The sequence below is a fragment of the Deltaproteobacteria bacterium genome, from assembly GCA_020845775.1.
Classification (GTDB): Bacteria; Bdellovibrionota_C; UBA2361; order SZUA-149; family JADLFC01; genus JADLFC01.
In genome coordinates, this window is record JADLFC010000042.1 from 1 (window position 1) to 21,655 (window position 21,655).

19 protein-coding genes are annotated in these 21,655 nt (G+C 45.8%); 2 read left to right on the plus strand and 17 right to left on the minus strand.

From position 1 onward, the window contains the following. From IT291_02890 to IT291_02900, 3 genes are all read right to left on the minus strand, one after another. On the minus strand, positions 1–1,538 hold a 1,538-nt coding region (locus tag IT291_02890), incomplete at its 3' end, for a hypothetical protein (protein MCC6220167.1). Positions 1,539–1,806: 268 nt separating this feature from the next. Next, entirely contained in the window at positions 1,807–2,811 is a 1,005-nt protein-coding gene (locus IT291_02895) for a VCBS repeat-containing protein (GenBank protein ID MCC6220168.1), read from the minus strand. Positions 2,812–2,926: 115 nt separating this feature from the next. Then, positions 2,927–3,757: a hypothetical protein gene (locus IT291_02900; protein MCC6220169.1), complete on the minus strand. Its 831-nt coding sequence runs from the start codon at positions 3,755–3,757 to the stop codon at positions 2,927–2,929. Positions 3,758–4,196: 439 nt separating this feature from the next. Here IT291_02900 and IT291_02905 point away from each other — a divergent pair, with 439 nt between their 5' ends. After that, on the plus strand, positions 4,197–5,390 hold the full coding sequence (locus IT291_02905) for an aminotransferase class I/II-fold pyridoxal phosphate-dependent enzyme (GenBank protein MCC6220170.1): 1,194 nt from the start codon (positions 4,197–4,199) through the stop codon (positions 5,388–5,390). On the opposite strand, the gene lysA is transcribed toward IT291_02905, so the two are convergent. Together lysA and dcd are read right to left on the minus strand one after the other, a co-directional pair. Beyond that, positions 5,385–6,617, minus strand: coding sequence for a diaminopimelate decarboxylase (gene lysA, locus IT291_02910; GenBank protein ID MCC6220171.1), 1,233 nt, complete (start codon positions 6,615–6,617; stop codon positions 5,385–5,387). The two genes, IT291_02905 and lysA, sit on opposite strands and share 6 nt — an antisense overlap. A 7-nt stretch (positions 6,618–6,624) precedes the next feature. Next, on the minus strand, positions 6,625–7,185 hold the full coding sequence (gene dcd / locus IT291_02915; GenBank protein MCC6220172.1) for a dCTP deaminase: 561 nt from the start codon (positions 7,183–7,185) through the stop codon (positions 6,625–6,627). Positions 7,186–7,310: 125 nt separating this feature from the next. Here dcd and IT291_02920 point away from each other — a divergent pair, with 125 nt between their 5' ends. Continuing rightward, positions 7,311–8,003, plus strand: coding sequence for a hypothetical protein (locus tag IT291_02920; GenBank protein MCC6220173.1), 693 nt, complete (start codon positions 7,311–7,313; stop codon positions 8,001–8,003). A gap of 38 nt (positions 8,004–8,041) precedes the next feature. Here the strand turns inward: IT291_02920 and IT291_02925 are convergent, their stop codons facing one another. The 12 genes from IT291_02925 to nuoE all read right to left on the minus strand — a co-directional run bounded on the left by IT291_02925 (position 8,042) and on the right by nuoE (position 21,640). Further along, a complete protein-coding gene (locus tag IT291_02925) occupies positions 8,042–8,605 on the minus strand; it encodes a LemA family protein (protein MCC6220174.1) in 564 nt (187 codons plus the stop codon). A gap of 78 nt (positions 8,606–8,683) precedes the next feature. Next, entirely contained in the window at positions 8,684–10,006 is a 1,323-nt protein-coding gene (locus IT291_02930; protein ID MCC6220175.1) for an adenylosuccinate lyase, read from the minus strand. A 67-nt stretch (positions 10,007–10,073) separates the two neighbouring features. After that, entirely contained in the window at positions 10,074–10,916 is an 843-nt protein-coding gene (locus IT291_02935) for a hypothetical protein (protein MCC6220176.1), read from the minus strand. An 11-nt stretch (positions 10,917–10,927) separates the two neighbouring features. Next, positions 10,928–12,394: an NADH-quinone oxidoreductase subunit N gene (locus IT291_02940; GenBank protein MCC6220177.1), complete on the minus strand. Its 1,467-nt coding sequence runs from the start codon at positions 12,392–12,394 to the stop codon at positions 10,928–10,930. Beyond that, a complete protein-coding gene (locus IT291_02945; GenBank protein ID MCC6220178.1) occupies positions 12,391–13,977 on the minus strand; it encodes an NADH-quinone oxidoreductase subunit M in 1,587 nt (528 codons plus the stop codon). Before IT291_02945 ends, IT291_02940 begins: the two co-directional genes overlap by 4 nt. Positions 13,978–13,985: 8 nt before the next feature. Further along, entirely contained in the window at positions 13,986–15,908 is a 1,923-nt protein-coding gene (gene nuoL / locus IT291_02950) for an NADH-quinone oxidoreductase subunit L (protein MCC6220179.1), read from the minus strand. A gap of 52 nt (positions 15,909–15,960) precedes the next feature. Continuing rightward, positions 15,961–16,257 (minus strand): NADH-quinone oxidoreductase subunit NuoK, encoded by a 297-nt coding sequence (nuoK, locus tag IT291_02955; protein MCC6220180.1) that lies wholly within the window; start codon positions 16,255–16,257, stop codon positions 15,961–15,963. Positions 16,258–16,310: 53 nt separating this feature from the next. Continuing rightward, positions 16,311–16,886 (minus strand): NADH-quinone oxidoreductase subunit J, encoded by a 576-nt coding sequence (locus IT291_02960; protein MCC6220181.1) that lies wholly within the window; start codon positions 16,884–16,886, stop codon positions 16,311–16,313. 35 nt (positions 16,887–16,921) lie between these two features. Further along, the gene (locus IT291_02965; protein ID MCC6220182.1) at positions 16,922–17,992 is read right to left on the minus strand and encodes an NADH-quinone oxidoreductase subunit H; all 1,071 of its coding nucleotides are present in this window, start codon (positions 17,990–17,992) and stop codon (positions 16,922–16,924) included. 32 nt (positions 17,993–18,024) lie between these two features. Beyond that, complete coding sequence (locus IT291_02970) at positions 18,025–19,752, minus strand: (2Fe-2S)-binding protein (GenBank protein ID MCC6220183.1); 1,728 nt, start codon at positions 19,750–19,752, stop codon at positions 18,025–18,027. Further along, positions 19,745–21,028 carry an NADH-quinone oxidoreductase subunit NuoF gene (gene nuoF, locus IT291_02975; GenBank protein MCC6220184.1) on the minus strand — a complete coding sequence of 428 codons (1,284 nt, stop codon included), beginning with the start codon at positions 21,026–21,028 and terminating at the stop codon, positions 19,745–19,747. The genes IT291_02970 and nuoF overlap by 8 nt, the downstream gene beginning before the upstream one ends. 6 nt (positions 21,029–21,034) lie before the next feature. Continuing rightward, positions 21,035–21,640: an NADH-quinone oxidoreductase subunit NuoE gene (gene nuoE, locus IT291_02980; GenBank protein ID MCC6220185.1), complete on the minus strand. Its 606-nt coding sequence runs from the start codon at positions 21,638–21,640 to the stop codon at positions 21,035–21,037. Positions 21,641–21,655: the final 15 nt, after the last annotated feature.

The window sequence follows — 21,655 nt, forward strand, 5'->3', positions numbered from 1 at the left end:
CCAGTAGGCGCAGCTGGTGCTGTGGCATCGGTCGTGCTTGACGATTTTATATATAGCAAGGCCTCACCAGCAAAAGGCGGGGTAAAGTTCCTGTTGCCCGAGGATGCGCTAAAACTTCCGGTTTGAGCAATGCTTCCTGTCAACAGATTGAACCATTCGTAGGTATAGCTACCAGATACTAAGTTAACGCTAAAAGCGGTTGAACTAGTAGGTTGATAGATAAAATATTCCTTTCCAGGATTCCTAAGACAATAAGTTGTCGAGCAGTCCGATGCGCTGTTACTAGGAACCATCGCAATTAGGTTCATCTTCGTTGCGTAAGTTAGAATATACCCCTGATACTTGCGGATCTTTTCGATGTCAGCTTGCATATCGTATAGCCACGGCCCATTGCCATTTAAACCAAAATACGCATCCATCCAGATTGGACTATGCCCGCGCATGAATATCTTCCAAAGCCAGGCAGCGTCTCGCTGGCGCCAACCCAAATGATCGTTATCAGCTAAGACAACTTTCTTGCCATCGTTTACTACCGGATTGGTTACGTAGTCAGCGGTTTGAACTACCTCGCCACCAGGCGAAATCCAATCTGCAGGGCTATTGCGCAAATCCTGATGAGTAGACCAATACTTAGTATCCCTGTGATAACAGTGAGTCATGCCTATAGGATGCTGTTTGGGCTTAGTTTTTTCGTAGCTCTTAACTAGATTTATAATGTGGTACTGGAAGGGAATTGAGTAAGAGCCAATCTCGTTACCAACTTCGTACAAGACATTGTCCAGGTCGTTTACAGTATCGATAACTTTTCTAACGTAGGCTTCTTGAAACGCTACTATTTGGCTGTTACTAAGCGTATGAATTTCGACGCCTTGCCCGTCACTATTCAGGTCGCCATTAATGTTATTGACATTGTTGTTGATGTTATACGGATGACCGACCCAAGTATCATACTCAGGAAAATAAAGAGCATTGCCCTCAAACAACATAACAGAAACATAGATGCCGCGATTGCCAGCCGCAATGACGCGCTCCCTCAAGCGGTCAAAGTAAGATTGCTCAAATTGCTTAAGGTCAAATTTCAGCAGACCGTCCTTGGCGGAACCGGGCCCAGTGCGCTTCCAAGGGTGCGGGCTAGAATAGCGGTACTTGAGATCTGTGTAGCGTTTCCAATACGTAAGCTCCCATCGCCACAAACGTATAAAGTTGTGGTTATACTTCTTTAAAAAGTCGAGATATTGCACAAAACCTTCGACGGTAGCCGTAGTAGATATGTTGTCCAAACCGGACGGCAAGTTGTTATTACTAGGCCCAACATCTACAAAATTACCCCACGTATGCGATCCGCTCAAGGCAATAGCTTTGCCGGAGTTATCCGTGAAATAGCGAGAGTTCAGAGTAGATACCCTCAGTGGCCCATTTATCGCGCCAGCCTGCTGACTATGAGCTACAGGCGCAATCATAAAAAGATAACTATATGCCAGCAGAAGAGGCATCAACCTATTGATAACATGAGTTATTTTGTTTACCCGATCTTGCATACCAGCGTCTCCATAAGCACGGGGTCACTCAAAAATTCTTCCGCCTTGTCTATTGGCACCTATCTGCAAAAATCATGCTAGCGAGATTCGGCTACACAAATCAATATGTTACTGATTAGTTGCAAAAGCACCTGCCGCATGTGGGCAGCCTTAGACTGCCAAAGCATTCTATAATTGGCTAAAATGTAACAAAAAGGCCCGCTATAGCGGGCCTTTTTTCACTACTAAGTAGTCGCTAGAGCGACTTAATTTCCTAACGAGTGATTGACTAACGACCTTGAGGAATATCGACCGGTAATCCGAACTGGAAAGCCAATGCCGACGCAAAGTCACTTTCTGAAGTTAAAACGTACCATATACCAGTACTAGGTCTCCACACTGTAATATCAACTAACCCATCTCCAGTAACGTCGGTAACTAATGGCACGTCGCCTACCAAACCCCACTGTAAAGAACGCCCGAAGGTAGCTAGATCGCTCAACTTGCTCGACTGTCGAATAAACCAAGTTGGACCTGATGAGGCGCTCTCGCGGTAAACGGCGAAATCGGTAATGCCATCGGCATCGTAGTCTGCTGGAACGGGAATGTCCCCAGTCGTTCCCCAACCAATGGTCACTACATCTGTTCCACCACTGGCCGATAAGATGACATACCAATTACCATCGCGAAACACAGCATAATCGCACTTGTCGTCTCCGTCATAGTCAGCCGGTGCCGGAGTGTCTCCAGACAGTCCCCACGGCTGAACAGTTGCTGTTGAATAATTAGCAATGCCAACAGCAGAATTTCGGGAATACCAAGTGCCGTTACTATTCCTAAACACAGTAAGCTCATTTGGCCCATCACCCGTTAAATCGCAGCGAAGAGCCGTATCCCCACTTAGACCCCACTGATAAGCAGACGCGTCACTAAAATCAAGCGAAGCATCGTAGTGCCTCAGATACCAAACTCCGTCGGTTGGACGCCATACGACTAAATCGCTACCAGCTCCACCAGTAAAGTTACCAGCTACAGGCACATCGTCCTCCAAACCCCATTGATAAATGTACGTCAAATCATCTCTCGAAGAAGCCACAAACCAAGTGCCAATAACCGGGCCCAACAGCGGCCTAAACACAGTTAAGTCATCAGTTCCATCGCCCTCCAAATCCACCGCTTGCGATGCACTCGGCAACAAAAACGCCACCAACAATAATTTCGACAACAAAAGCATCCACGGCCTAGCCTGGATACCAAAATCTCTTTTCTCGATTCGCTGCAATCCCTGTCCCATAATCTCACTCCCTATCTTAAGTCCGTATAACAAAACTCTATACCTTGCCAATTCTCACAACTATCCAAAGCACACTGGCCCTGCACCATTCTGAATAAACGCGCATTTCCCTAGATTAACTAGAAGACGGTGCTGGCGGATCAATTGGATCTGGCGGAACAGGCGCCGCGGTCGGCGTAGAACTGTCAAGTGACGGCGAACCCGGGTCGGCCTCATCGGGCGCAGTATTGACCGTAGTATCAGCAGCACTAGGCGCTGGCGACGGTGCTCCTGGATCTGGCGCTGCACTTCCCAACGCAGACACTTGTCCAGCTCCCAAAGGTGCCACTAAACTGCCGTTTGAGCCTTGCTGATTAGCAGCGTTTAGCCCAGACTGTTCAGCCGTAAGATTAGAATCTACCTGTCCAGCAAATGCACTACCTTCTCCTTTTGAATCAGAATCGGCAAGAGAAAGTCCTACTGCTACGGGAAGAGCACTTGCACCCACGACATATACGGCTCTCGTCAAATCGCGCTGCTCGTTCTTAGAAGTCTGATCCTGCCGCGCCGGATTTAACTCTATAACTTTCACGCTGCCAAGCTTAACCGTTGATGGCGCTTCATCCAAAGTTACTTTATAGCTACCAGCAGAAACCTTCTCAAATAACGCTTGCCCACCATCATCAGTTTTTACAGCTTGGATGACCTGAGACGAAGCTGTATCTAAGAGCTTTATTTCCAAACTTCCTAACTTGTCCTGAGCAGACCCGCTCAACACGACCTGGATATTAGCTGACTTGCCGCTAGATAACACAGCAGCAGATCTCAAATCCCCACTGCTATCCTGAACACTCAACTGTTCTGCAAAAGCTGGTAACGCAAATTGAACGCTTGCCGTCGACAATAAGGCAACTGCCGTCCCAACTTTGCACCACCGATACCACAAAGTTTTCTTTCCATAATTCATTTTCACTAAACCCCCCATTGCTGCTTCACAATAAAAACGACTGCACATATGACCTACGTATCGCAAGATTCGCCAGCCAAAAAATCGACCCGCTTGGCTCACAAAAAACGGCCAAACACTTTTAAAACAACTGCCCGAATTCAACTGCATAGTTGCTTATTAGTTTGTTCTGACACTTAAAGCAACCAATAAAATTTACCGACTTAACTTATAGTCTTATGTGATGTTATTAACCTGTAAATCGACGCACCCGATGAGCGAAATATTTTTGACACCGACAAAGGAAAACCATTTCCTTTGTCTTTTTTTTAATCTATAGAGCCATCTAATGCGTGCCCAAAATACATTTTCCAAAGGGTAAGTTAAATATTGTACTTTTTGTAAATGATATAACACGCACCTTAAAAGTCTGAAGGGAGAATAAAAAGGAAGAAAAATTATGGAGATTACGGCGTCAAAAAGGTTGCAGTCCATAGGAGCATATGCCTTTGCAGAAGTTGACAAGCAGGTTGAAAAATTGAGGAGCCTTGGAATTACTCCAATTGATTTCGGAGTGGGAGATCCTACAGTGCCGACGCCGGCAGTTGTGCGCAAAGCAACTCAAAAAGGGGTAAATAAGCGAAAATCGTCGGGTTACCCGAGCTACATAGGGAATACTGAATTTCGCCACTCAATCGCCCAGTGGATGCATAGGCGCTTTGGGGTTGAGATGGATCCGAATACCGAAATCGCTTCTACCATAGGCTCAAAAGAGGCCGTATTTAATTTCCCCGAAGGAATCGTTAATCCTGGAGATTATGTAATCATACCGACGCCTGGGTATCCACCTTACACCAGAGGGACTTTATTCGCTGAAGGAGTTCCGTACTACGTACCGCTCCTTGCAGAAAACAAATTTTTAGTCGACCTAAATTCCATTCCAGATGAGGTTTGCAGGAAAGCAAAGATTATGTGGGTCAACTACCCAAATAGTCCAAGTGGAGCTATAGCGCCGTTATCGCATTTAAGGGAAATTGTCGAGTTCGGAAGTAGGCACAATATTATTGTTGCCTCGGATGAAGCCTATAGCGAGATTTATTATACTGAACCACCACACAGCATTTTAGAGATCACTAAAGAAGGCGTCATAGTATTTAACTCCTTTTCCAAGAGAAGCGCGATGACGTCCTATCGAGTGGGCTGGGTAGCAGGAGACAAGAGAATTGTAGATATTTTTAAAAAGCTAAAAACCAATATCGATTCGGGGACGGCAACCTTTATCCAGGACGGGGCCATTGCCGCTCTTAGCGACGAAACTCACGTCGAAGAGATGCGCGCCGAATACAGGACAAAAAGGGATCTACTCGCAGAGGCTTTTCGCTCGATTAAACTTCCGGATTGTGCGCCAGACGCGACTATCTATCTCTGGCAAAGGGTTCCTGAGGGAATTACATCCGTTGAATTTGCACAAAAACTGCTCTCCCCAGAAATTGCCATAGTAACTACGCCCGGCGCATGGATTAGCGACAAGACTAACGATGGCTTAAACCCTGGCGAAGGCTACGTGCGCTTCGCTCTCGTTCCAAGCATTAAGGACACGAAGGAAGCTGCGCGAAGAATTAAGAAAATATTGCCAAAAGTTTTATTTTTATAGTGGTACGTCTATTTGGTTGCGCAATAAATCCGAAAAATCCTCTCGCTTGCGAATGAGCTTCGCTTGATTCTTGTACACCAAAACCTCTGCTGGTCTGTACCTCGAGTTGTACTGAGAACTCATGCTAAAGCCATAGGCACCAGCATTCTTAATAGCTAACACATCACCTTCCCTCACCTCAGACAACATCCTGTCGGCACCAAAAGTGTCGGTCTCGCAGATATTGCCGACTACTGTGTATTTTCTTCTCTCAGAACTTGGATTCGAAATATTTACTATATCGTGATAAGAGCCATACATCATCGGACGGATTAGGTGATTTAAACCTGAATTGACGCCTACGAAGTTTACCTCCGGAGTTGGCTTCACGACATTTACATTTACTAACAAAATGCCTGCCGCACTTGCAATAAACTTACCTGGTTCAAACCAAATCTCCACATCCCTTCCATATCTGCGCACAAAATCCCGATAATCCGCTTCTAGACGCGTACTTAATGTGTCAATATCCGTAGACTTATCCGTGTCATAATATGAAACTTTAAATCCGCTACCAAAATCAATAAATTGCAAATCCGAAAAACCCACTCCTATCTCAAATAATACCCTCGCACTTTCGACAAATGATTCTATGTCAAGGATATCCGAGCCAGTATGAACGTGCACACCGATAATTTTAATTTTATATTTGTCTACAAGCGCCTTCACTTCTGGCAACTGGACAAGCGGAACCCCAAATTTCGAATGCTTGTGGCCAACTTGAATTTTCGCGTTTCCTCCAGCAACGATATTTGGATTAAACCTAATCGAACAATATCCGTTTTCGCCATAATAACTGCCAAACTTTTCGAGGAGGCTTAAACTATCGATGTTTACGACAACTCCAGCATCAACGCCTTCCTTTATCTCGTCAAAGGCAACGCAACTCGGAGTAAAAATAATATCCTTAGCCGGAACTCCAGCAAGGAGGCCAAGATTCACCTCTTGAATGGAGACGGCATCTAATCCCATGTCTGCGGTTCTCAAGAGCTTAATTATAGAGAGGTTGCTACAAGCTTTTAAGGCATATCTCCATTTTACATTCATGGATTTAAAAGCCACTTGAAGTTTTTTGCACTGACTTAGAAGACGTTCTCCTTCGTACAAGTAAAGCGGCGTGCCAAATTCCTTACAAATGCTTAGAATCGGAATGCCTCCTACAAAATATTCACCACTTTCTAAATTCATACCTTTTTTAATCCTCGCCCATAAATTCATCTTCAAAAATTGGCGTACCTACGCTCTCCTGGTTGCGGTATTTTCCACAATCATCGTAACGCTCTGAACTTGGAGTTTTTAACTCAAATAACACTACTCGCGCAATTTTCATCTTTGGATATAACAACACGGCATTCGGTCCGTGATTGGCAAACTCTAACGTAATTGGTCTATCCCTATGTCCCGGATAAACTAGCATCGCTGTCTGCACAATTGTTAACCCCACCCGCGCCAAAGTGCTTCTGCCTTCAATTAAGAATCCAATGCTTGACCCAACCGTAACCGACTCGTAGGTGTGCCCCAACAAGAACTCTCCTGGCATTAGTTTATATGGAGCCGCATCCTCAATAACAATTTCTTTGTATTTTGGTGCCTTCTTTGCCTTGACATCAACGACTATGCCAGCCTCGGGCTTAAGCAGCTTAGCTCCCAAGTGCAAGGTCACTCCAGCTGCCCTAATGCAGCGTTTATGGAAGGGCTCTATTATTAATGCCTTGTTTTCTATAGCTTTTTTTATATCCTCATTAGACAGCATCATAAATAAAACTCCATAATGTCAGACATTTTGCACTCGCATACTCGGCTTTATGCCATAAAAATATTGAATAAACATAAATTATTGCCGATTAGACTAAAACGAGTTTATTCACGCTGGACCATTGCATGTATAATAAATTTTCCTCACTAATCATCGACCCCGAAATGGCCAGTAGGGGGAAATTAAGGCAAGCTGCACATAACGTCCACACTTTTGCGAGAGTCCTTAGCCTTAGCAACATGGAAGACGGACTTTCTAAACTCCAAAGCGATCATCGTTGCGACATAGTGTTTATTTCCCATAATTTCCAGGTTAATGATATCGAAAATTTTATTCAAATTGCCAAGACCACCACTCAAGGCAAGCACTGCGCTTATATCTTAGTAGGGAAAGCCGGCTCACAGAACAAGCACTCAGTTATTAACAACGTGTTTCTGGGGATAGACGGCTTCTTGTTTGAGCCATTCTCAGTAGACAGCCTTCGCGAAATTGCCGAAATAGCCGCTAAAATAAAAGCTAAAAACAGCATAGAACGAGAGCGAGCCGCTATACAACTTCTAGCCGAAACATTGATGGGCGAACTCGACCACATCGCTAAGCTAAAAGCACGAGGCAGAGACATAAAAATGTCGATGCTAAACTTTGCAATGAGTTGCGAGCTAATTCGGAACTTAAATCCGGACGCACTCGAACTGTATTACGAAATTACTCTAGCTATCCACGAAAAGCACTGCAAAGCCCGCCACGCAAACTGCGGCGACGAAACAACGAGTGAGCTGCAACAAACTACCCCAACGTTACCCGATAACCAGAATTAGTAAGCGTTCAGGGTTTAAGTCCTGCACGCTTAGCAGACCTAGAAAGATACTTTTGGAGGCTCCTTAGCCTGCTTCGCCTGATCGGCATCTAACTCGAAAAACTCCCGCGGTTTAAACCCAAATATATTGCCAATAATGTTTGACGGAAAAGCTTGTAAGGCAGTTACATAACCGCCAACAGAATCATTGTAATGCTGCCTGGCAAAAGATATGCGATTTTCAGTCGAGCTGAGTTCTTCCTGCAAGCTTTTAAAATTCTCATTGGCCTTTAAATCTGGATATGATTCCGATAACGCAAACAAGCTTTTTAGCGTCCCACTCAAAGCATTTTCGAGCGACGCGCGCGAAGCTTCGCCAGCATTTGCCGACTGCATTGCCATGTTCCTAGCTTGAATAACGGCCTCTAAAGTTCCGCGCTCATGCGAAGCATAGCCTTTAACAGTTTCTACCAAATTTGGAATTAAATCGTATCGCCTCTTAAGCTGAACATCTATCTGCGACCAAGCGTTCTCCGTTCTAACTCGTTTTGAAACGAGGCCATTGTAAGCACTAATTACATATATTATCAGCACTGCGATAACTACAATTGGAATATATGACATAATTTAAATCCCCAAGCTATATCGTAAGAACCGCACTATCCGCACATAAGATGGTTAATTTACGCATGAAAAAATACATCATACTTCAAAAACTCGACTAAATATATAGTCTACATGCTGAAGATGGGGCGCTAGCGAAAAAACTTCATCCAACTCCTCTTTGGTTAAAATGGCCCCGATTTTTGCATCCGCTCGAATGCGCTCTGGAAAGCTAGAAAAGTTTTCGCCCCTACCAGGTTTCGACAATTCATCCCACACAGCCATGGCATGGTTCTGAACCAAAGCGTACGCATCCTCCCGCGAAAGCCCTTTGCTCGCCAAAGCTACCAGCAGACTGCCAGAGAAGACTAAACCCTCTGTAGACTCCAAATTTTTTTGCATATTCTCTACATAGACGACTAAGCCGTCGATGATGGAACGCACGCGGTTAACCATGAAATCCAAGGCAATACAAATATCAGGCGCAATGACGCGCTCTGCACTGGAGTGGCTAATATCGCGCTCGTGCCATAAGGCGACGTTCTCCATCGCGGCCTGTGACAAGCTACGCACTAATCTAGCTAGCCCCGTTACGTTTTCCGACAAGATCGGATTGCGCTTATGAGGCATCGCACTCGACCCCTTCTGCCCCTTAGTAAAATTCTCCTCCGCCTCTCGCACTTCCGTTCTCTGCAAGTGCCGCACTTCAACGCAGATTTTTTCCAACGTGTTACCCAAACCTGCCATGCTCGAAAATAAGTGAGCGTGCCTATCTCTTTGAATAATTTGCGTAGAGACGGCAACCGGCTTTAGCCCAAAAACTTCACATACGTGCTTTTCTATATCTGGCCCCAAATGGGCATAAGTTCCAACAGGACCAGAAATTGCGCCTACCGCTATGTCTTCGCGCGCAAATCCCAGTCTTCTCTTGTGCCTGCACAATTCAGAATACCAACAGGCGAGCTTTAGCCCAAAAGTAGTAGGCTCGGCATGAACGCCATGCGATCTTCCAACGCACACCGTAAATTTGTGCTGAAGAGCGCGCCGCTTTACCGCCTCCAGTAAGGCATCTAAACCGCTTAAGATTAGATCTAAAGCTCTCGTCAACTGAAGCGAAAAGCAAGTATCTAACAAATCCGAACTAGTCATTCCCAAATGAAGGAAGCGCGCACTCTCTCCTACGTATTCGGCAACATTAGTTAAAAACGCGATTACATCGTGCTTAACGTCATTCTCTATCTCGGCAATCCGAGCGACATCAAAATGCGCCTTCTTCCTAACATTGTCCAAAGCCTCCTGCGGAACGCGTCCAGCCTTCACCATAGCTTCGAGAGCCAATATTTCAATCTCTAGCCACAGCTGAAACTTATACTCTTCCGACCAAATCTCTCCTGCCTCTTTTCGTGTATAACGCGATATCATACTAAACTACTCATTCCGTTAGCCCAACATGGCGATTAACCCAATAAACTCCTCCCTATCCTCACCACTACTCCTCAAGTATTACATCTTTTAAGTCAATAACGGGAGATTCTGCTCTAAGCATAAAAACTACCGAGTCACCACCTGCAAGTCCAGCTAGCGAGCCTTCGCGACTTTGCCAATGCTGCTCTACGCCAAACTCCGCCAAATCACAACAGCCTTCATCTAGCGAGCCAAGTGACTGAACGACCATTTTAATTCTTGAAATTAGTTTTTCGCTAAATAGCTGAGTCGTAATAATTACTACGTCGCTCTTTTCAAGCTCAGTCGATGCTAGCTCTACCCACACCCTTTTATCCTTGCCAATCGAGCAGCTCAATGCGAGCGAAATAGCCTCGCGACTCGGTTCTGGCTGAAAAAACCTATGAATCTGCCCAGCCCGCCACAAAAAACTCTCGTATTGACCAACCCGCCCTACAGAAATATGCCGCCCAATCAATACCGCCATCGTGCCATGACAACACACTGCTCGGCTCGATAACATTCGCTGGCTATAGTCATGAACTTGCTGATTTGCTCGCTTAAAACTTGCTCGTATTATTTCTATGCAAAGCTTCTCATCGCCAGCGTGTTCCGCAACGGCAAGACTCGCAGCTGGGGTCTGCTCATAGCAAGAAAAAGCCTCTTCCTGAATGCCCTGGACTGCCATTTTCGTAGCAATTTGGCTACTGATGCTCGCATCCTGGCCTTTGCAGATTGCAACGAGCATAGGCGAATATCTCTGCCTTCCCAGCGACAGAACAGCGTACCTCGCCGACAACGCCGCTGGTGCAGAAATACTGTCCCCCGCACTATCTAGTTCACCTCCAACCCGAGACGATTGTCTTACAGCACAGTAGTAATCGTACAAAAAATACTCACTTAGGTTAAGCTCTTAACTGCCATTCTTGCATATTCGATATATGACGAGGAAAACAATCCAAAATAAATAGTTCCTAGAGCGGCAATAGCTAACACCACTCTGTGACTAAGCAATAACTCATTGCCGTCAAGCCGAACGACACTTTTCCCCTCAGTTCCAGGCAGAAAATACATTACCACGACGACACGCAGATAATAATAAAGCGAAATCAGAGAACTTAAAACAGCAATAATAGCAAGTCCTATGTAACCGCCTTTAATAACCGCGCTAATGAGATAAAACTTGCCAACAAAACCCACAAGCGGGGGGATGCCGGCTAGTGACAACATAGAAACTGTCATTACTAAAGCTAGCAGCGGATTACTCCAACCCAAATCGCGCAAAGCCTCTATCTTGTCATTGTCATACTGGTTTTCACTGCCAGCAGTAGCATGCAGAGCTACACCAAATGCTATCAAAGTCATAAGCGAATACGCCAAAAGATAAAACACCGCTGCCTCCCCTCCTCCAGATGCGTCCATCACCAAGAAACCCATCAACACATAACCCGCGTGCGCGATGCTAGAATACGCTAACATTCGCTTTAAACTCTCCTGGCGAAGCGCCATGAGATTGCCTAGCACCATGGTAATTACCGAAAGCGTCCAAAACAAGTCAGTCCACGCACCGCTAATGTTGCCAAATGCCGTTGACATTAAGCGTAAGAATGCTCCAAAAGCGGCCACCTTTACAACTACGGCCATATAGCCGCTTACCGTGGTGGGCGCGCCCTGGTACACATCTGGAGTCCAAAAATGAAACGGTATCAAGCTAACTTTAAAGCCAAAACCAAAAATCACTAGACCAATCCCTATAAGCAGAATGTCCTTGGGAGAAGAGGATGACACTGCTAAGGCAATGTCTTGGAGCTGCATTGAAGCAGTGCTCGCATATATTAATAAAATCCCGTACAGCAGAAAGGCAGAGCTAAAGGCGCCCAAAATAAAATACTTCATGGCACTTTCTGCCGAAGCCTTTTCATTTCTCGCTCCAGCACAAAGCGCGTAAACGGCGACCGACAATAATTCTATTCCAAGGAAAGTAATTATTAGATGCTGAGAGGCAACCATAACCATCGCACCGGCTGTCGCCAACAACATCAGCACATCAAAATCAACACTTGCGTCAAGGCGCTGATCGCGAAAAGTTCCCTGGCTTAATAAAAGCGTCATGGCAGACCCTAGCAATATGACGCCAAAAAGCACGAAAGAGAACGAATCCACTCGCAAAAAACCTCCCAATGCAGTGTGATTGCCGTAGACATACTCCAGAGACGTTAGCCATGCGAGCACACAATATGCGCTCGACAGACAGACGCGCGAGAATGTTCTCTCCTTCCCAAAAAATGTGCCCACTAGGAGCACCGTAAGGCTACCACACAACAACACCACAAAGGGCAGTATGGCTGAAAAGTCTATGTCACTCATGGCAGCAAAGTATCCTCATTTGCAGCGGGATAACTTGAATCGCTTAAGAAAGCTATTTCTCCACTTCGATATAACTCCAAAGCAGGCTGCTGTTCCAGATAGTACAAGGCTTGTGCACTAGAGACTGCAATGCGCTCTAAAAACGGCTTTGGATATAAACCCAAAAGAAAAACTAAAACAATTAATGGGGCAAAAACCAAGCGCTCATTAGTGCTCAAATCAGCTATATCGCCATTCCGCTTCAAGTCAAAGGGCCCAAACACTACGCGCCTATAGAGAGATAACATGTACATTGCCCCAAGAATAACGCCACTAACAGCAAACGTTCCCAAAACTGAGTTGTAAGAAAACCCAGCGTAAAGAAGCAAGAACTCACCAATAAAACCATTGGTAAGCGGCAAACCAATTGAGCTAAGCGTAAATATCAAAAATACCGTCGCAAAAGCAGGCATCTTTGCAGCTAAACCTCCGTAATCGGCAATTAATCTAGTATGTTTTCGCTCATACAAAACGCCGACAACTAAAAACAGTGCAGCCGTAGATATGCCGTGATTAATCATTTGCAGGATTGCTCCCTCAAAGCCCTGTTTGTTCATGGCGGCAAACCCCAGAACACAGAAACCCAGATGACTGACTGAAGAATAGGCTACTAACTTTTTCATGTCTGTCTGCACCCATGCCATGAGAGCCCCAAAAATAATCCCCACCACTCCTAACCAAGCCAACACGGGCGAAAAAACTATCACGGCCTCGGGAAATATCGGAACGCCGAAACGCATTAAACCATAAATGCCGAATTTTAGTAGCACACCCGCCAAAATCACTGAGCCCCCCGTCGGCGCTTCGACATGGGCATCTGGCAGCCAGGTGTGCAGCGGAAATATTGGAACTTTAATAGCAAAAGCAAACAAGAAAGCAGAAAATAATAAGAGCTCCTCGCGATGCGAGAACTCCAAGCTAACCCAGTCATTGATGGCAAAACTTACCTGCCCAAGCTGCTGCGCACACATGTTCGCGAGATAAACAATTGCTACCAGCATCAACAAACTGCCACTAGCGGTAAAGAGAACGAACTTCAATGCTGCATAAACGCGCCGCTTACCACCCCAAATACCTATTAAAAAGTACATCGGTACAAGCATCAGCTCCCAAAAAATGTAGAATAAAATGCCATCCATGGCCAACAAAGCCCCAAGCATCCCAGTTTCCAACAACAGCAAACATGTCAAATACGCCCGCAGCTTCTCAGTTACAGTTTGCGAAGCAAAAACCACTACTAATGTTAAAAATGTCGTCAGAACAACAAGCCAAATGCTAATGCCATCGATCCCCAAAGAGTAGTTAATCCCAAAGGCGGGAATCCAAGAAATTTTTTCAGCAAACTGCATCCCCTTAGCAGTTGGATCGAACGCCAAAAGCAAGACGAGCGATTTTGCAAATGTTGCACCTGCAAACAGCGTAGCAATAAACCAAGCCCATTGGCGTTGATTTGGTCTTAAAACAAAGAGACAGACAATGCCTACTAGAGGCAGAAACATCATAAGAGATAAATCGAAACCGCTGTGGATAATATTAGAAAACATTTAGATATCTAAAATAACAAGAAAGCTAATATAAAAAGGAACGTGCACAAAAACATGACAAGCGCATAAAAGCGAACTTGCCCAGTCTGCATGCGGCGCAAAGCCTCTCCATTTGCCTCCACACAAAGAGCACTCCCTTCTACCAACATCCCATCGATTAAAGTCCTATCAACTGCACTAAACAACAACCGCGCAACTCCCCTAAGTGGCCTAACTACAATGGACGCATAGATCTCATCGACATACCATTTATTGCATAGCGCCCGATAAACCGACGGCAGCCATTTTGCTATCCACTTAGGGAACCACGGCATAGTTGTGTAAATAAATCCGGAAACAAACACGCCACACAGGGCAACAATTATCGAAATGCGCTCTAAATCGCGATATGCGTGATTCCCCGCCAAATGCTCGTGCCCGCCACGCATATCGGGTCGTGTCCACGCCTCGAGATAGTGCATCAATATCTCGCCATTAAATATGGCCGTGGAAAGCAGCGCTAGCACGATAAGCGGGAGCGTCATCGTAAACGGGGACTCGTGCGGATGTGCATGTCCTCTATACTTGCCAAAAAAAGTCATTGCAACAGAACGGGTCATGTAAAATGCGGTAAGGAATGCGGTAAATAGTCCGACAAACCAGCAAGCAACGCCTACTTCCACCCCAAATAACTGAGATTGGGCCGAAAAAACTGTCCAGAGAATTTGATCTTTGGAATAAAACCCGACAAAAAACGGAATCCCAGAAATCGCAAGCGTCGCGACCAAGTACGTAAGAAATGTGACTGGCATCTTGCGCCACAAACCACCAAAGTGGCGCATATCTTGTTCATGATGACAACCAACTATTACTGAACCTGCCCCCATGAAGAGACATGCCTTAAAAAAAGCATGAGTGACAACATGATAAATGCCATTGCTAAAGGCGCCAGCACCCAAAGCCATAAACATGTAACCGAGCTGACTTACCGTCGAATAAGCTAGGACTCGTTTAATATCCGTCTGCACCAGAGCAATGCTAGCCGCAAACAATGCAGTAAATGTTCCCAAAACTAAAATCAGCGCCAATACTCCAGGAGCAGAAAGGAATAAGCCTGCTAGGCGCGTTAGTAAATACACCCCCGCCGTAACCATGGTTGCAGCATGTATTAGCGCCGATACAGGCGTTGGGCCAGCCATGGCATCTGGTAGCCAGACAAATAGTGGAATTTGAGCACTTTTGCCAACGGCCCCAACAAACAACAGGAACGCAATGATACTAACGATATTACCATCGAGACTGCGCGCCACGGAATTTATCTCAACGAAGTTAAGGCTTTTGGCAAATAGAATGAGACAAAAAACTCCCAGGATAAACCCCGCATCGCCTATGCGATTTACTACAAAAGCCTTCTGCCCAGCTTTTGCATTGTTCATGTCCTTAAACCAAAAACCAATCAGCAAATACGAACACAAGCCTACGCCTTCCCAACCAATAAACATGAGCAACAGATTATCGGCCAATACTAAGATAAGCATGGCGAACAAAAAGAGATTGAGATAGCAAAAGAAGCGAGGCCGATTTTCGTCTTCCGCCATGTAGCCAATAGCGTATAAATGAATTAGCGAACCGACACCCGTAACTACGAGCGCCATAACTGACGATAAATTATCAAAGCGAAAGGCCACGTCGACTGCTACCCCAGCAATCTCAAACCAGTTCCAAGCTTTGGCAACCAAAACACCTTCGAGCAAACTAAGCTGGAAAAACAATCCAACGACGACAGCAAAAGATGAAACGGCAGCAAGAGTAGCAATAGGCCCAACTAAGACGTGCAACCTTCGCCCAGCACCAGATATTAGCCACAACACTGCCGCTCCAAACAGTGGAAGCAGAGGAATTAAGAAAATTTCCCACCTACTTTGCTCAATTGTGCTCAAAGCAACGCTCATTTCCCTAAACCATTTCTAAAGACAAAAATTAATAACGCATCCCTACACTACTCTAAAGAGCTAGGGATGAAACTTCATCTGTCTCAACAGAGTAATAGTTGCGAAAAACCGCAATTATTATTGCAAGCCCAACTGCGGCTTCTGCCGCAGCTACCGCCATAATAAAGATAACAAAAATCTGCCCATCTATAACTCCCAAGTGATTCGAGACAGCCACAAACCCCAAGTTTACGGCATTTAGCATTAACTCAATGCTCATCATGACGATAATCGCGTTGCGGCGCAGAAGAACCCCAAACACACCAATCGCAAAAACAATAGCACTGAGAATCAAATAATGACTTAACATGTTCTTCTTGAATAAGCAGTCCTTATACTACGCCTTGCCACACTAACTATCCATTAACTCTCCGCTCCAGCAGCACGCCTCTTTGCCTCTAGTCCCCGACCAGCCGAAAGTAGTCGCTTTGGCTCTAACGTGAGCACTACAGCACCAACAATCGCAGCTAAAAGCAAAATAGACGTAAGCTCGAAGGGAAGAAGAAAATCTGTAAACATCGATTGCCCTATTTGCTTAACGCCACCACCTGAGGCAGTTAAGATACTAGAAGGCCGTGTGCTACCCACTAGCTCAAGACCCTCTAGCTCCCTAAGCGCAGCCCCACCAACGATGACTACAAATCCAGCTAGAACCAATCCAACCGCTAATCCCTTATACAGAGCCACCTTATCAAACTCGCCCCCATCTCGAATACCAAGGAGCATGATCACAAATATCACGAGAACCATGATGGCTCCCGCATATAGCATCACTTGAATGACGGCGAGAAAATGCGCATCTAAATAGGCAAAATGCCCAGCCACTAAAAACAGCGTAGCTACAAGCCATAGCGCGCTGTTTAGAGGACGCCTAGATAGCACCACCCCTAGGGCAGTAAAAACCGTAAATGCGCTAAGGATTATAGCGAAAAATGACATATTCTAACTATCTCTACAAAATTCCTTCGATGTTTCTATGCATAGAATCCAGAAAGCACCAAAACCACTGTAGCTAAAAGGTTAACAAGTGCTACCGGAAACATAATCTTCCAACATAACCCCATTAGCTGATCATAGCGAAATCGCGGTAACGTCCACCGCACTACCACTTGGAGCACGCAAAAGAAAGCTACCTTTAACATAAAGGCCGCAACACCAAGAATGACACCCCATTGAATGCCCCCACTTGAAATCGACGCAACATCAAAATACGGCAACTGCCAGCCACCAAAGAAGAGCACAACTATTAAGGCAGACGCCACTACTATCTCAGCAAATTCTCCTAACCAAAATAACAAAAATTTCATGCCTGAGTACTCGGTGAGATAGCCAGCAACTAATTCCGATTCGCTTTCAGGTAAATCAAAAGGCGCTCGCTTTGTTTCAGCCATCATAGAGAAGAAAAACAGAATGAAGCCGATTGGATTTAGAAATACTCCCCAACGCGGGAGTCCCAAAAAAGTTCCCCTCTGATACTCAACAATACTAGGAAGATCCAGCGTTTGATAAATGACCAAGACTCCAATAATACTAATACCCATGCTGATCTCGTACGAAATCATTTGGGCAGTAGCTCTGAGCCCACCAAAAAGCGAAAACTTGTTGTTCGACACCCAACCTGCCAATACGACGCCGTATGTAGCAAGCGACCCCATGGCAAAGACGTATAATACCCCAGCGTTTAGCTCCGCTAACTGCAAGCTAATCTCTCGCCCATCCCATAAGATTGGAGGTCCAAGCGGAATGACGGCAAATGAAAGCAAGACAGGAAACACTGCTAAAAAAGGCCCGAGGCTATGCATTAACTGACTCGTCCCCTTTGGCAAGAAATCTTCTTTGAGCAGAGCCTTCACCGGATCGGCCACAATGGTATTGAGCACACCGGCGAGGTCGAAGCCAAACCAGGAAGCTCTATTTGCACCTACTCGATCTTGGATGAGCGCCGAACCCTTTCGCTCCACCCAGATAGTGAATAGAGCAAAGTGCAGCAATACCACCAAAACCACCACCGCCTTAAGCACCACGATGCCAAACTCAACAAGCATATTCTCTACTAAAGCTCCTAAGTAGTCCCTTCTTATCTATCGCTTGCCAAAGACTCGTTCGAAGATGAGCATCTATTTGTTCGCAAAGACTCGAGCGAAAGACCAGATTCTCCAATCCTCGACAAAGACAGCGCACTTAAAGCATCTATCTCTGAAATAATAAACCTAAACAACAAGCGATCATCTACAACCTCATCGGGAAGAATAATTCGTCCTGCGGCCGCGGCTATTTCGCCAAGAATCTGCCACTCCGGCTTGGTAGTCGCTGGCGCTAGCAATAGAGAATTCAAACGCTGAAACCGCAAATCTTTATTCAGCATTACGCCACTTTTCTCGTTTACCGTCCTAGTGGGTAAAACCAAGTCGCAATAAAAATGCGCGCCCTCGCTATCCTCTATACCTCGCGATGTTATAGCTACACTAACCGCTGCCCTGCACATAGCGCTAGTTAGAGAATTATCTACATCCTGGTCGCTGATTGCCGCATCTCCTACTAAGAGCACCTTGCTAATTTGCCCAGTTCGCACCGAGTTTAACAGGTTCTGGTAGCTCTTCTCTAGCGCATCGCGCCAATTTACCTTGCTAGAAAGACCGCCAATTCCAAACAACAGCGCCGAAGACGCATTTGGCGCGCGATCTGGGCTAATTAAAATTTTTTCCTCCTCAGTTAAATCCCGCTGTCTTAACTGCATAGCAATGTTTGGCCCTTTAGGAGAAACTCCCATGACCACCTTTGCAAACTCTAAAGCAATGCACACCTCTTCCAAAGTTAAAAAAGGCGAAAGAAAAACCGCGCTTCTCGACGCATCCTGCCCATCACCACTAGCCAACCTACTTGCTAAAGCATTTGCTTGACTCCACACGAGCTCCCTGAAGCCAACGCAATTTTCCTTGCCCTTAAGCATTGGGCTAAGCAATCTCTTAGCAGGCTGAAAGCGCTCGAAACCGTAGCGACCTTCGTTGCACATCCACTCCAAATTGACATCTTCATTCGGCCTCGCCTTAACGCACACCACTCGTCCATCTCTAACCGCAACCTTGGCATTACATCCAGTTGAACATCCGGTGCAAATGGTATTTACCCACTTGCTAAACCATACACGCGTATTAAAGCGCCACTGGCGATGCGTAAGCGCGCCCACAGGACATAAATCCACGACACTTCCAGACAGCGCGTTGTCGAGTTCCACGCCTGGATAAGTTCCTACAAGGCTTGAATCTCCGCGGTTAAAAATTCCAAGCTCCGAAGTTTTCGTAACTTCATCGCAAAAACGCACGCAGCGCGTACAGAGAATGCAGCGCTCGCCATCAAAAATTACATCTGGACCAAGTGGCAGAGCTTTTACCTTGTGCTTTTTTTCGACTTGGTGGCGCGAAGGCTCTCGACTATATTCGTAATAATAGTCCTGCAACTTGCAGTGCCCAGCCTGATCGCAAACAGTGCAATCGAGCGGATGGTTAGCTAAAATAAACTCCAATGTTGCGCGTTGAGCCTCTGCAACTGCGTCCGAAGTGTGCTGCGTCTTTACCACCATTGCTTCTTTAACTGCCGTATTACATCCAATAGTTAGCCTCGGCATGCCTTCCACTTCAACCTGACACATGCGACAGTTGCCAGACACAGACAAATGCGGATGATAGCAATAATAGGGTATCTCAATACCGACCTGGCGCGCAGCTTCTATTAAATTAGTCCCTTCGGGAACAGTCACATTGACGCCGTCAATGGTTAGCTTAACTGTCTTTTTCACATCATCCATGGCTGCTCCCCACGTGCATACTCGTAGCTGCCTCAATTTTCGCCTCAAACTCAGAACGGAATTTATTTAAAAAGCTAAGCGCGGGGGTAACCAAGGCATCGCCAAAAGGACAAATAGTATGCCCAGAAATATTCTTGCAAAGATCCTTTAGCAAGCGAATATCGCCAAATGTCCCGTTACAATGATTAATTCTGCCTATTGTCTTATAAACCCAACGCACGCCCTCCCTACACGGCGTACATTGGCCACAGGACTCGTGCGTGTAAAAGTGAAGGAGATTCATTACAGCTTCAACCATATCAGTACTGTCGTCCATCACTATTAAACCACCCGACCCCAACATAGTCCCAGCTTTTACCAATGATTCATAGTCGAGCATCACTCCATCGAGCTCATCGGCGCGCAACACTGGCACCGAGGAACCACCAGGAATAACCGCTTTTAGCTTTCTGCCGTTCCTAACGCCGCCGCATTCCTTTTCGATAAACTCTAGAAGAGGATAGCCTAACTCTATCTCGTAAACGCCCGGTTTGTTGATGTGCCCCGATGCACTAAACAACTTAGTGCCGGCTGATTTATCCGTCCCAATTTTGGCATAGGACGAAGCGCCATTTGCTATAATCCAGGGGAGAGTTGCAAGCGTTTCAGTATTATTTACAACGGTAGGGCAACCATAAGCTCCGACTACTGCTGGAAAAGGCGGCTTAAGGCGCGGCTGTCCCTTCTTACCTTCTAGAGACTCGATTAATCCAGTTTCCTCGCCGCAGATATATGCTCCCGCCCCTCTATGCACGACGATGTCTAGATCGAAATCGCTCCCAAAGATCTTCTTTCCCAAATATCCCTTTGCATATGCCTGCTTTATCGCCTTCGATACGCGCTCTGCCGGGTAAGCATACTCACCGCGAATGTAAATGCAGGCCCAATGACACGATAGGGCTTTTGCAGCTATCATCATGCCCTCTATGCACATGTGGGGATTTCGCTCTAGGAGAGCCCTATCTTTAAAGGTTCCTGGCTCGCTCTCATCGGCATTGTTTAAAAGATATACTGGCTTCCCAGTGTTTTTGGGAACAAAGCCCCACTTAATACCAGTGGGGAAACCAGCACCGCCACGACCCCTTAAACCCGAAGCTTTAACCTCTGCTATTATTTCCTCCGAACTCATAGCAAGTGCTTTGCGCACAGCCGCATAACCAGCACGACTCTCGTAAGCATCGATGTCGTGCTGATCCTCGCGGTCGAGATGTTCGGTAAGTATTTTAATGTGTCCCATCAGCCACTACCATACACTAGATTTCGGAAAACCTTCCAAACCCTTGCCTAACTCTTCCAGAATGCCTGAATAACGCAAATCGGGTTTAAACTTTTCAATCTTGTTCAACAAATCGTTTAATTTCTCTGGAGTAAGATTTTCAAAAAAAGTATCGTTTATCTCTACCATTGGCGCCGTACCGCAACTGCCCAAGCATTCGACCTCCTCAAAACTCCACATGCCATCGCCCGACACCTCTCCCGCCGAAAGATTTAAGCGCTTGCGAACTTGTTCAGTAAGTTTCTTAGCTCCACACAACATACAGGAAAGAGTTCTGCAAATTTGAATGTGATATTTGCCGACTGGTTGCTTATAAAACATTGTGTAAAACGTAGCTACTTCCAACACATGTGCTAATGGCAAATTCAAACGGCTAGCTACCCAGCGAATAGCGCGATCCGTTAGCCAGGAACACTCTTCCTGAGCAATATAGAGAGCCGGCAACAGTGCAGAATTAGAACAGGGATACCGATGCATAAGATCTTCAATGCGAGCCTCTGCAGCATCGCTTAGACGCAAATCCGCCTCCACCTTTATGTCCCTATTAACGCCGTTAATTTTCTCCATTTTCACGAACTTTTTCTTTCC

What these genes read in the sequence shown, in the direction of transcription:
- IT291_02895 (MCC6220168.1), bottom strand. Translation starts at nt 2,811, where the DNA reads ATGGGACAGGGATTGCAGCGAATCGAGAAAAGAGATTTTGGTATCCAG.
- IT291_02900 (MCC6220169.1), bottom strand. Translation starts at nt 3,757, where the DNA reads ATGAATTATGGAAAGAAAACTTTGTGGTATCGGTGGTGCAAAGTTGGG.
- IT291_02905 (MCC6220170.1), top strand. Translation starts at nt 4,197, where the DNA reads ATGGAGATTACGGCGTCAAAAAGGTTGCAGTCCATAGGAGCATATGCC.
- lysA (MCC6220171.1), bottom strand. Translation starts at nt 6,617, where the DNA reads ATGAATTTAGAAAGTGGTGAATATTTTGTAGGAGGCATTCCGATTCTA.
- dcd (MCC6220172.1), bottom strand. Translation starts at nt 7,185, where the DNA reads ATGATGCTGTCTAATGAGGATATAAAAAAAGCTATAGAAAACAAGGCA.
- IT291_02920 (MCC6220173.1), top strand. Translation starts at nt 7,311, where the DNA reads ATGTATAATAAATTTTCCTCACTAATCATCGACCCCGAAATGGCCAGT.
- IT291_02925 (MCC6220174.1), bottom strand. Translation starts at nt 8,605, where the DNA reads ATGTCATATATTCCAATTGTAGTTATCGCAGTGCTGATAATATATGTA.
- IT291_02930 (MCC6220175.1), bottom strand. Translation starts at nt 10,006, where the DNA reads ATGATATCGCGTTATACACGAAAAGAGGCAGGAGAGATTTGGTCGGAA.
- IT291_02940 (MCC6220177.1), bottom strand. Translation starts at nt 12,394, where the DNA reads ATGAGTGACATAGACTTTTCAGCCATACTGCCCTTTGTGGTGTTGTTG.
- IT291_02945 (MCC6220178.1), bottom strand. Translation starts at nt 13,977, where the DNA reads ATGTTTTCTAATATTATCCACAGCGGTTTCGATTTATCTCTTATGATG.
- nuoL (MCC6220179.1), bottom strand. Translation starts at nt 15,908, where the DNA reads ATGAGCGTTGCTTTGAGCACAATTGAGCAAAGTAGGTGGGAAATTTTC.
- nuoK (MCC6220180.1), bottom strand. Translation starts at nt 16,257, where the DNA reads ATGTTAAGTCATTATTTGATTCTCAGTGCTATTGTTTTTGCGATTGGT.
- IT291_02960 (MCC6220181.1), bottom strand. Translation starts at nt 16,886, where the DNA reads ATGTCATTTTTCGCTATAATCCTTAGCGCATTTACGGTTTTTACTGCC.
- IT291_02965 (MCC6220182.1), bottom strand. Translation starts at nt 17,992, where the DNA reads ATGCTTGTTGAGTTTGGCATCGTGGTGCTTAAGGCGGTGGTGGTTTTG.
- IT291_02970 (MCC6220183.1), bottom strand. Translation starts at nt 19,752, where the DNA reads ATGGATGATGTGAAAAAGACAGTTAAGCTAACCATTGACGGCGTCAAT.
- nuoF (MCC6220184.1), bottom strand. Translation starts at nt 21,028, where the DNA reads ATGGGACACATTAAAATACTTACCGAACATCTCGACCGCGAGGATCAG.